This is a genomic window from Pseudomonas sp. NPDC088429 (assembly GCF_044753305.1).
Lineage (GTDB): Bacteria > Pseudomonadota > Gammaproteobacteria > Pseudomonadales > Pseudomonadaceae > Aquipseudomonas > Aquipseudomonas rustica.
In genome coordinates this window covers 83,213-95,871 of the sequence record NZ_JBIVMX010000013.1, presented here as the reverse complement: position 1 = coordinate 95,871, position 12,659 = coordinate 83,213, and the positions used below count along the sequence as shown (strand labels likewise).

Sequence of the window (12,659 nt, the reverse complement as noted above, 5' to 3'; positions counted from 1 at the left end):
GTAGGAGCAAAGCTTGCTCGCGATGAGGCCCTCAGTCGACCTCCAAGGTGACTGATACAGCGCTTTCGCGAGCAAGCTTTGCTCCTACAGTTCTGTATTGATCCCTGTCTGATAGTTGTTCTCAATCGCTAATTTTTCCGGTCTGCATTCGTTTTATAGGGACGACGTGCCTTTGTGCTGCCTGCCTACTGATCCGGATGCCAAGAAATGAATGCAGAAGACTCCCTGAAACTCGCTCGCCGGTTTATCGGGTTGCCCCTGGAAAAGCGCCAGATGTTCCTCGCTGCCTTGCAGAGGGAAGGGGTGGATTTTTCGCGGTTTCCGATTCCGGCCGGGGTCGAGGCCGAGGATCGGCAGGCGCTGTCTTATGCCCAGCAACGCATGTGGTTTCTCTGGCATCTTGATCCGCAGAGCGGCGCGTACAACCTGCCGGCGGCGGTGCGCCTGAGCGGGCGGCTGAATCAGCCGGCGCTGGAGCAAGCGTTCGCCAGCCTGATCGAGCGCCATGAAACCTTGCGCACGGTGTTCCAGCAGCAGCCCGATGACAGCCTGCTGCAAGTGCCGCTGCAACAACCGCTGGAGATCCAGCGCGTCGACCTCAGCGATTTACCCGCTGACGAACGTGAATTACGCGTAGCAGCAGCAGCCGAAGAGCAATCGCTGCTGCCGTTTGATCTGGCCAACGGCCCACTGCTGCGCGTGCGTCTGTTGCATCTGGCCGAGCAGGAACACGTGCTGCTGCTGACCCTGCACCACATCGTTTCCGATGGCTGGTCGATGAACGTGTTGATCGACGAATTCTGTCGCTTTTACGATGCCCACGATCAGGGGCAAGTGGCCGAGCTGGCGCCGATGCCGGTGCAGTACAGCGATTACGCGCTGTGGCAGCGGCGTTGGCTGGAGGCGGGAGAGCAGCAGCGTCAACTCGATTACTGGTTGGCGCAAATGGGTGACGAGCATCCGGTGCTGGAGCTGCCGCTCGACCGTCCGCGTCCGGTTCTGCCGAGCAATCGCGGCCGTCGCCATGAGCACGTAGTGGAGGCGGCGCTGGTCGAGCAATTGCGCGGCGTCGCCCGGCAGCATGGCGTCACGCTGTTCATGCTGTTGCTCGGCACCTTCAATATTCTGCTGCACCGTTACACCGGGCAGACCGACCTGCGCGTCGGTGTGCCCATCGCCAATCGCAATCGCCGCGAAATCGAAGGCCTGATCGGATTCTTCGTCAACACTCAGGTGCTGCGCGTGCAACTGGATGGCCAGACACCATTCGCGGATCTGCTCAGCGCGCTCAAGGAAGCCGCGCTCGGTGCTCAGGCGCATCAGGATCTGCCGTTCGAACGGCTGGTCGAGGCGCTGAAACTGGAGCGCAGCCTGAGTTACAACCCGCTGTTCCAGGTGATGTACAACCATCAGCCGGAAGTCGCTGACGTCACCACCCTCAAGGTCGGCAGCGGTCTGGAACTCGGCGTGATCGAATGGGAAAGTCGCAGCACCCAGTTCGACCTGAGCCTGGATACCTACGAAAAGGGCGGCCAGTTGCACGCTGCGTTCACCTACGCCAGCGACCTGTTCGACGGCACAACCATCGAACGCATGGCGCGGCACTGGACACACCTGCTGCACAGCATCGTCAGCGATCCACAGCAACGGGTCGGCGAGATCGGTTTGCTGCAAGCGCAGGAGCTTGAGCAACTGACTCAGGACTGGGGTCGTCACGACACAACATGGCCGAGCGAGCGCCCGGTGCATGAGCTGTTCGAAGCGCAGGCCGCGCAAACACCTGATGCCATCGCGCTGATTTTCGACGGTCAGCAACTCACTTATGCACAGCTCAACGCCCGCGCCAATCGTCTGTCTCGCACATTGCTGGCGCAGGGCGTCGGCCCGGAAGTGCTGGTCGGCGTTGCGGTTGATCGCGGGCTGGAGCTGATTGTCGCCATTGTCGCCGTGCTCAAGGCTGGCGGCGCGTATGTGCCGCTGGATCCGCAATACCCGCGCGACCGCTTGCTGTGCATGATCGAAGACAGCGGCAGTCGTTTGCTGCTGACGCAAAGCCATTTACTCGAACGTCTGCCGGTGCCGCATAACGTGCGCAGCCTGTGCCTCGATCAAGCCGAAGCGTGGGAATTTACCGACGACAGCAATCCGCAACGCGCGGTGTGGGCGGATAACCTCGTCTATGTGATGTTCACGTCGGGCTCCACCGGCCGCCCTAAAGGTGTCGGTATCAGCCACGGTGCACTGAGCAAACACGCCTTCGCTTCGCAGCATTACTACGCCTTGAGCGCCGCCGATTGCGCGCTGCAATTTGCCACGTTCAACTTCGATGCCTTCGGCGAGCAACTGTTTGGCCCGCTGACCTGCGGCGCCTCGGTGGTGCTGCGCGGCAACGAAGTCTGGGACAGCGAAACCCTGTACCGAAATATCGTTGCACACGGCATCACGGTCATGGACTTGACCACCGCTTACTGGAACATGATTGCCAAGGAATTCGCCGCCGCCGGCCCGCGTGATTACGCCGCGCTGCGTCAGGTTCACAGCGGTGGTGAAGCAATGCCGCCGGAAGGTGTGCAGGCCTGGCGGGTGGCCGGGCTGGAGCACGTCAAGTTGCTCAACACCTACGGCCCGACTGAGGTCACCGTCACCGCAACCACGCTGGATTGCAGCGATTACGTGTTCGGTCGTCAGCCGTTGCCGCTGACCATGCCGATAGGTCAGCCATTGCCGGGACGTCATGCCTATCTGCTGGATGCCGACGCTCAGCCGACGCCGATTGGCGTGGTTGGTGAACTGCTGATGGGCGGTGAGTTGCTGGCGCGGGGTTACTTCCAGCGCGCGGATTTGACCGCTGAACGTTTTATCCCCGATCCGTTTTCCACTAACGGCGCACGTCTTTACCGCACCGGCGACCTTGCGCGTTTTAACGCCAATGGCCAGATCGAATACGTTGGCCGCGTTGACCATCAAGTAAAAATCCGTGGCTTCCGTATCGAACTGGGCGAAGTCGAAGCACGTCTGCTAGAACTCGATGCCGTGAAAGAAGCCGTGGTGCTGGCGGTGCAGGGTGGCAGCAGCCTGCAACTGGTGGCGTACGTGGTGCCGAAAGACACCGCTGTGGTTGCCGCTTCAACCGAGGCCCAAGGTGCCGAGCGCGAAGCGATCAAAGCGCAACTCAAGGACAGCCTGCCGGATTACATGGTGCCGACGCAGCTGTTGTTCCTCGGTGCATTGCCGCTGAGTCCCAACGGCAAACTCGATCGTAAAGCACTGCCGGCGCCGGACGCCAACCAGATGCAGCAAGCGTTTGTCGCGCCGCGCAGTGCGCTGGAACAGAAAATCGCAGCCATCTGGCAGGACGTGCTCAAGCTCGAACAGGTCGGACTGACCGACAACTTTTTCGAGTTGGGCGGTGACTCGATCATCTCGATTCAAGTGGTCAGCCGTTCGCGTCAGGCCGGGATTCATTTCAGCCCGCGCGACCTGTTCCAGCACCAGACCGTGCAAGGTCTGGCCAGCGTCGCCCAGCAAGGCAATGTCGCTGTAAGCATCGATCAGGGCCCGGTCAGCGGTGAGTTGCCGCTGCTGCCGATCCAGCAGACGTTCTTCGCCGACGAGATTCCTCAGCGTCACCACTGGAACCAGGCGGTGCTGCTGCGCAGTCATCAAGTTCTGGATGCCGAGGCGCTGTTGCAAGCGCTGAATGCCTTACTGGTGCAGCACGATGCTTTGCGGTCGCGCTTCGTCGAAAGCGCTGAGGGTTGGCGTGCAGAAGTGGCGCCGGTCGCGACGGATCCTGAGCTGTTGTGGACGGCTGACCGTGTCGACGCTGATGATCTGCACGGGCTGTACGCCAAGGCCCAGCAAAGCCTGAACCTGCAAAACGGCCCGCTGTTGCGCGCGGTACTGGCGACCGTCGCCGATGGCGGTCAGCGTCTATTGCTGGCCGTGCATCACTTGGCGGTAGACGGTGTTTCGTGGCGGATTTTGCTCGAAGATTTGCAACAGGCTTATCAGCAAGCAGTGCAAGGCACGAGCATCAAACTGCCGGCCAAAACCAATTCGTACAAGGCTTGGGGCGAGCATCTGCAAGCCTATGCCGCGACTGACGCGGTGCAGGCCGAGCTGCGTTTCTGGCAGCAACAACTCGACGGCGCGGCGCTGGATCTGCCGTGCGACAACCCGCAGGGCAGCTTGCAAAGTCGCCACGCTCAGGTGCTGCACAGCCGCCTCGACAAAACCTTCACCCAACAACTGCTGCAACAGGCGCCGGCGGCGTATCGCACGCAGGTCAACGACCTGTTGCTGACGGCGCTGGCGCGGGTGATCTGCCGCTGGAGCGGTCACGCCGACACGCTGATTCAACTGGAAGGTCACGGTCGCGAAGACCTGTTCGACGACGTCGACCTGACCCGCACCGTCGGCTGGTTCACCAGCCTGTTCCCGGTGCGCCTGACCCCAGCGGATTCGCTGGCGGACGCGATCAAGCAGATCAAGGAACAACTGCGCGCGATCCCCAACAAGGGCATCGGTTTTGGCGTGCTGCGTTACCTCGGCGACGACGCGGCGCAAGCCTCGCTCAAAACGCTGCCGCTGCCGCGCATCACCTTCAACTACCTCGGCCAGTTCGACGGCAGTTTCGATGCCGAGGAGGGCGCACTGTTCAGCCCGGCCGGTGAGCGCGCCGGGCTGGAGCAAAGTCTCGATGCGCCGCTGGACAACTGGCTGGGCGTCGAAGGCCAGGTTTACGACGGTGAACTCGACCTGCGCTGGACGTTCAGCCGCGAGCAGTTCAACGAGGCGACCATCGCCCGTCTGGCCGACGAATACACTGCTGAACTGCAAGCGCTGATCAACCATTGCTGCCTGCCGGAAAGCATGGGCATCACGCCGTCGGACTTCCCGCTGGCGCACATCGCTCAGGCGCAACTGGATGCGATCGCAGTGCCAGCCGCCGGCATCGAAGACATTTATCCGCTGTCGCCGATGCAGCAGGGCATGCTGTTCCACACGTTGTACGAACAGGGCACCGGCACTTATATCAACCAGCTCTGCGTCGATGTCGACGGCCTCGACCCCGAGCGTTTTCGTGCGGCGTGGCAAGCGACCATGGACGCCCACGACATCCTGCGCAGCGGCTTTATCTGGCAGGGTGAATTGCAGGAACAACTGCAGATTATCCATCGTCGTCTCGAGTTGCCGTACACCTTGCTCGACTGGCGCGCGCGCCCTGACATCACGCAAGCACTGAAGGATTTCACGGCTGCCGATCTGGCGCAGGGCTTCGATTTGACCGCGGCCGGCCTGCTGCGCGTAACGCTGATTCAAATCGCCGATCAGCGTCATCACCTGATCTTTACCAACCACCACATTCTCATGGACGGCTGGAGCAGCGCGCAGATGCTCGGCGAAGTGCTGCAGCGTTATGCCGGCCAGCAACCGCCGCGTCCGCTGAGCCGTTACGCCGATTACATCCAGTGGCTGCAACGTCAGGACGGCGCCGTCAGCGAAGCGTTCTGGCTGGCGCAACTGGCCGACTTCCATGAGCCAACCGTGCTCGCGCAAGCCGCGGCGGGCGGCGGTGAGGTGCGTGCCGAGCGCGGGCATGCGCTCAAGCATTACGCTCTCGACGCAGCGCGTACGCAACGCCTGAACGAGTTTGCCCGGCAGCAGAAAGTCACCGCCAACACCTTGGTGCAAGCCGCGTGGTTGCTGCTGTTGCAGCGTTATACCGGCAGCGCTTGCGTGGCGTTTGGCACCACCGTCGCCGGGCGTCCGGCGGAACTGGTTGGCATCGAGCAGCAAGTCGGTTTGTTCATCAACACCTTGCCGGTGATCGCCGGTTCGCGTCCGGATCAAAGCGTAGCCGCATGGCTGGCGGCGGTGCAGGCGCAGAACCTCAGCCTGCGCGAGTTCGAACACACGCCGCTGGCGAACATTCAGCGTTGGGCCGGGCAGGGCGGCGAGTCGTTGTTCGACACGCTGCTGGTGTTCGAAAACTTCCCGATTTCCGAGGCGCTGCAACACGGCACCGCGCAAGGCGTGGTGTTCGGCGAAGTGGCCAACCAGGATCAGACGCACTACCCGCTGACCCTGGGCGTGACACTGGGCGAAACCCTCGCGCTGCACATGAGTTTTGATCAGACGCATTTCGGTGTCGCGACTGTCGAGCGTCTCAGCGCGCAACTGCTGCACCTGCTGGAGCAATTCGCCGAATCTGCCGAACGTCGTCTCGGTGAAATCGCCTTGGCAACGGCTGAGGAACACACCCGGCAGATCCTCGAAAACCAGCCGCAGGCGTACCCGGTCGAACTCGCCGTGCATCAGCGCTACGCCCGATTGGCGGCGCAACAGCCGGATCGCACCGCAGTGATTTTCGACGGCCAACACTTCAGCTACGGCGACATCGATGCTCGCGCCAACCGTCTCGCCCATGAACTGGTGGCGCGTGGCGTTGGCGCCGAGGTGCGTGTCGGTGTCGCGCTGCCGCGCAGCGAAGGTTTGATCGTCGCGCTGCTGGCGGTGCTCAAGGCGGGCGGCGCTTACGTGCCGCTGGACACCAGTTACCCACGCGAGCGGCTGGCGTATCTGATGGAGGATTCCGGTCTGGCGCTGTTGCTGACCGATTCGCGGGTGACGGCGCAATTGCCGATCGCTGACACCCTGACCGTGCTGGAACTCGATCACCTCGACCTCAGCGCTAACCCGGCGCAGGCCCCGATCGTTGCGCTGGATCCGCACAACCTTGCGTACGTGATTTACACCTCAGGTTCCACCGGCAACCCGAAAGGCGTCAGCGTCAGCCACGGCCCGCTGGCCATGCACTGTCTGGCCATCGGTGAGCGCTACGAAATGCGCGACAGCGATTGCGAATTCCACTTCATGTCGTTCGCCTTCGACGGCGCCCACGAGCGCTGGCTGACCAGCCTGACCCACGGCGGCTCGTTGCTGATTCGCGACGACAGCTTGTGGACGCCGGAGCAGACCTACAACGCGATGATCGAGCACGGCGTGACCGTGGTCGCATTCCCGCCGGTGTACTTGCAACAACTGGCCGAGCACGCCGAACGGGTCGGCAATCCGCCCAAGGTGCGTATCTACTGCTTCGGTGGCGATGCGGTGCCGAATGCCAGTTTTGAACGGGTCAAGCGTGCGCTGAATCCCGAGTACATCATCAACGGTTACGGCCCGACCGAAACCGTGGTCACGCCGCTGATCTGGAAGGCCGCTCGCGACGAACCGTGCGGCGCCGCGTACGCGCCGATTGGTAGCCGCATCGGTGATCGCAGCGCCTATGTGCTGGACGCCGATCTGAACCTGCTGCCGCAAGGCATGGCCGGTGAGTTGTATCTGGGCGGCAGTGGTGTGGCGCGGGGTTATCTGAACCGCCCGGCGATGACCGCCGAGCGTTTTGTCGCTGACCCGTTCAGCCGCAACGGCGGCGTGCTGTATCGCACCGGCGACCTGGTGCGACAGCGCGCTGACGGCACGTTCGACTATCTGGAACGTATCGACAATCAGGTGAAAATCCGTGGTTTCCGCATCGAACTCGGCGAGATCGAAGCCAGTCTGCAAGCCCTTGATGGCGTGCGCGAAGCGGTGGTTGTGGCGCAGGAAAGCGCCGGCAGCAAACGCCTGGTCGCGTACGTGGTCAGCGACTCGCCGCGCGAAGATTTCGCCGAGCAATTACGTGAGCAGCTCAAAGCAACGCTGCCGTCACACATGGTTCCAGCCTACGTTTTGCGTCTGGAGCGCATGCCGCTGACCCCGAACGGCAAACTCGATCGCAAGAACCTGCCGAAGCCGGATGTCAGCCAATTGCAGCAAGTCTATGTCGCGCCGCAAAGCGCGCTGGAGCAGCAACTGGCGACCATCTGGCAGGACGTGTTGAAGCTGGAACGCGTCGGCCTCAGCGATAACTTCTTCGAGCTGGGCGGCGATTCGATCATCTCGATTCAAGTGGTCAGCCGCGCTCGTCAGGCCGGTTTGCGCTTCACCCCGAAAGATCTGTTCCAGCATCAGACCATTCAGGCGCTGGCCGCCGTGGTGCAAACCGGCGAGCCGCTGCAACTGATCGATCAACAACCGGTGACCGGCGCAACGGCGCTGCTGCCGATTCATCAATGGTTCTTCGCGCAGCCGATTCCGGATCGTCATCACTGGAACCAATCGGTGATGCTCAAACCGACCCAGGCACTCGACGCGCAAGTGCTCGAACAAGCACTGGACGCACTGGTAGCGCATCACGACAGCCTGCGTCTGGACTTTGCCGAACAGGCGCAAGGCTGGTCGGCGCAGTACCGCGATGTCGCGACGCAAGCGGGCGAAACCGTTTTGTGGCAAGTCGAGGTCGCCGATGTCGCGGCGCTCGAAGCGCTGGGCAATCAGGCTCAGCGCAGCTTGCAACTGAGTGACGGTTCGCTGATCCGCGCGGTGCTGGCGAACCTCGCTGATGGCACTCAACGCTTGTTATTGGTGGTTCACCATCTGGTGGTCGACGGCGTGTCGTGGCGGATTCTGTTCGAAGATCTGCAGAGCGCTTATCGGCAGATTCTGGCGGGTGCGACTGCGCAACTGCCGGCCAAAACCAGTGCGGTCAAAGCCTGGGCCGAGGCGCTGCAAGACTACGCCGTGAGCGCGCCGTTGCAGGCCGAACTGGGTTTCTGGCAGCAACAGCTGCAAGGCGCTTCGACTGAGTTGCCTTGCGACAACCCGCACGCCGGTCAGCAACACAATCAGGCGCAATCGATCCGCACGCAACTGAACAAAACCCTGACCCGTCAACTGTTGCAGGAAGCTCCGGCGGCCTACCGCACGCAAGTCAACGACCTGCTGCTGACCGCGCTGGCGCGAGTGATGGTGCGCTGGACCGGCGACGACAGTGTGCTGGTGCAACTGGAAGGTCATGGTCGCGAAGACCTGTTCGACAACGTTGATCTGACCCGCACCGTTGGCTGGTTCACCAGCGTGTTCCCGGCGCGATTGGCGCCGGTCGCCGACCTCGGCGCTTCGCTGAAGCAGATCAAGGAGCAACTGCGCGCGATCCCCAACAAAGGCATCGGTTTCGGTGCCCTCGTGCACCTCGGCGACGGCGCTGCACAGCAAGCGCTGCAAGCCTTGCCGAAACCGCGCCTGACCTTCAACTACCTCGGCCAGTTCGACGGCAGCTTCGATGCCGGCGACGATGCCTTGTTCGTGCCGACCAGCGAATCCGGCGGCGAAGAAGTCAACATGGCCGGCCCGCTGGGCAGCCCGTTGGCGCTGGACGGCAAAGTCTTCGGCGGTGAGCTGGATCTGAGCTGGACGTTCAGCAGCGAGATGTTCAACCCGGCGACGATCCAGCGTCTGGCCGACGACTACCTGCAAGAACTCACCGCACTGATCGCGCATTGCTGCGACAGCGCCAATCGTGGCGTGACCCCTTCGGACTTCCCGCTGGCGACGCTGACGCAGGCGCAACTCGACGTGTTGGTGCAACAACCGCAGTCCGTCGATGACATCTACCCGCTGTCGCCGATGCAGCAGGGCATGCTGTTCCACACCTTGCTCGAACAGGGCGGTGGCGACTACATCAACCAGATGCGTCTGGACGTCGACGGCGTTGATCCGCAGCGTTTCCGCGCGGCGTGGCAAGCGGTGGTCGATGCGCACGACATTCTGCGCACCGGGTTCTTCTGGCAGGGCGATCTGGATCAACCCGTTCAAGTTGTGCAGCGTCATCTCGACGTGCCATTCCGCGTGCTCGACTGGAGCGCGCAGGCTGATCTGGACGCGGCGCTGCAAACCCTCGCCGATGACGAGCGCGCGCAAGGCCTGGATTTGAACGCTGCGCCGTTGATGCGTCTGGTCTTGGTGCGCATTGCTGCCGATCGTCATCACTTGATTTACACCAACCACCACATCCTGATGGACGGCTGGAGCAGCGCGCAGTTGCTCGGCGAGGTGTTGCAGCATTACAGCGGTGAAACGGTGGCGCGGCCGAGTGGGCGTTATCGCGATTACATTGGCTGGTTGCAAAAACAGGACGCCGGTGCCGCGCAAGCCTTCTGGCTCGAGCAATTGCGTGAACTGGATGAGCCGGTGCGTCTGGCGCAGGTGTTTGCGGCGCCGACGCAAAACGTCGAGCCTCACGCTTATGCGCAGCATCGGGTGCAGCTGGATTCGGAACAGACTCAGCGTTTGAGCGACTTTGCCCGCGATGCAAAAGTGACGGTCAACACGCTGGTGCAAGCGGCCTGGCTGCTGCTGTTGCAACGTTACAGCGGCAAATCCTGCGTGGCGTTCGGCGCGACGGTGTCGGGGCGTCCGGCGGATCTGCTCGGTGTAGAACAGCAGATCGGGCTGTTCATCAACACCTTGCCGGTCATCGCCAGCCCGCGTCCGGAGCAGCGCCTCGGCGACTGGTTGCACGGCGTGCAGGCGCAGAATCTGGCGCTACGCGAGTTCGAACACACTGCGTTGTTCGACATTCAGCGCTGGGCGGGATTGGGCGGTGAGGCGCTGTTCGACACTATTCTGGTGTTCGAGAACTACCCGATTTCCGAGGCGCTGGAACAGAGCTCGCCGCAAGGCCTGCGTTTCGGTGCCGTGGATAACCTGGAGCAAACCAACTATCCGCTGACGCTGTCGGTCAGTCTCGCTGCCGAGCTGGCGGTGCAATTCAGCTATCAATGCGCACAGTTTACGGCCGCTTCGGTCGAGCAGATGGGCCTGCACCTGCAACGCTTGTTGCTGCAAATGATCGACGGCAGCGAGCGTGCACTGGGTGAATTGAACCTGCTCGACGCCGCCGAAACCAATCAGCAACTGTTGACGTGGAATGCCAGCGCAGCGCCTTGGCCCGAGTCGCGCTGCATCCACCGATTGATCGAAACGCGCGCCAGCCAGACGCCTGACGCGACAGCGCTGGTGTTCGGTGAGCAATGCTTGACCTACGCCGAGCTGAATGCGCAGGCCAACCGTCTGGCCCATCGCCTGATTGCCCAAGGGGTTGGCCCGGATCGTCTGGTCGGCATCGCTTTGGAGCGCGGCGTGGAGATGATTGTCGGCTTGCTGGCGATCCTCAAGACCGGTGGCGCTTACGTGCCGCTGGATCCGCAATACCCGAGCGAGCGTTTGGCGCACATGATCGAAGACAGCGGTTTGCAGTTGTTGCTGACTCAAGCGTCGTTGCTGCAAGTGCTGCCAATTCCGGCCGGTGTGCAGACGCTGGTGCCGGGCTCCCTCGAAGAGCCGATCAGCGCTGCACAGGCGGCCAATCCGCAGGTGGCGGTCGACGGCGATAACCTCAGCTATGCGATCTACACCTCGGGTTCCACCGGCAAGCCAAAAGGCGTGATGGTGCGCCACGCGGCACTGGTCAATTTTGTCGCGAGCATGGCCCGTGAGCCGGGGCTTGTGGCGACTGACCGCGTGCTGTCGCTGACCACGTTCTCCTTCGATATCTTCGGGCTCGAGTTGTACGGCGCGCTGTTCAGCGGGGCTTGCGTGGTGCTGGTGGACAAGCAGAGTGCGCACGACCCGCAGGCGCTGCTGCAGATCATCGATCAACAGCAGGTCAGCGTGGTTCAGGCGACGCCGTCGACCTGGCGGATGTTGCTTGATCATCCACAGGCTGCACGGCTTGCAGGGCGCAAATGCCTGTGTGGCGGTGAAGCGCTGGCCGAGGATCTGGCCGCACGTCTGCTTGAGGTCGCCGGGCAAGTCTGGAACCTTTACGGGCCGACGGAAACGACGATCTGGTCAGCGGCTTATCAACTGACGGCCGAGCAGCGCCAGCCTTACCTTGGTGGGCCGATTGCCAACACCACGCTGCACATTCTCGGCGAACACTTTGCGCCAAACCCGGCCGGTGTGATCGGTGAATTGCTGATCGGTGGCGATGGTCTTGCGCGGGGTTATCACGAGCGGCCGGCGCTGACCGCCGAGCGCTTCCTGCCCGATCCGTTCGGCAACGGTGCGCGGCTGTACCGCACCGGTGACTTGGCGCGTTATCGCGCTGACGGGGTGATCGAGTACCTCGGGCGCGTTGACCATCAGGTGAAAATTCGTGGCTTCCGCATCGAGCTGGGTGAAATCGAAGCCTGCCTGTTGGCGCAGCCGTCGATTCGCGAAGCTGCGGTGGTGGCGCAGGAAGGGCCGGGTGGCTTGCAACTGGTGGCCTACCTGATTGCGGCGAAGCCACAGGACGCCGAGCTCGCAGCCCTGCGCGACGCGTTGAAATCGGCACTGGCTCCGTTACTGCCCGACTACATGATGCCGGCGCACTGGATGCTGCTGGAACGTTTCCCGCTGACCCCCAACGGCAAGCTCGACCGCAAGGCGCTGCCGCTGCCGGACGCCAACCAACTGCTGCGCGCCTACGTGGCGCCGGATGGGGCGCTGGAACACAGCGTCGCCGCCATCTGGCAAGACGTGCTCAAACTCGACCGGGTAGGGCGCGACGACAACTTCTTTGAACTGGGTGGACATTCACTGTTGGCGACTCAGGCCACCGCGCGCCTGCAACTGGAGCAAGGGGCGGCGGTGCCGCTGGACCTGCTGTTCCGCACCGCATCGCTGCGCGAGTACGCCGAGCAACTGGCTGTTCACCTGACCCCTCACTCCAGCGAAGACCTGAGTGAGATGCATGATTTCCTGGCAGACCTGGAGACCCTTTGAAA

General features: G+C 62.4%; 1 protein-coding gene. It reads left to right on the top strand.

The window, feature by feature from the left end:
* Nucleotides 1-207: 207 nt before the first annotated feature.
* Nucleotides 208-12,657, top strand: a complete 12,450-nt coding sequence (locus ACIP66_RS10050) for a non-ribosomal peptide synthase/polyketide synthase (RefSeq protein WP_400647572.1) — start codon at nucleotides 208-210, stop codon at nucleotides 12,655-12,657.
* The last annotated feature ends 2 nt before the right edge of the window (nucleotides 12,658-12,659 follow it).

Bases quoted from the DNA above. Each gene is read 5' to 3' on its own strand.
- ACIP66_RS10050 (WP_400647572.1), top strand. From the start codon at position 208: ATGAATGCAGAAGACTCCCTGAAACTCGCTCGCCGGTTTATCGGGTTG.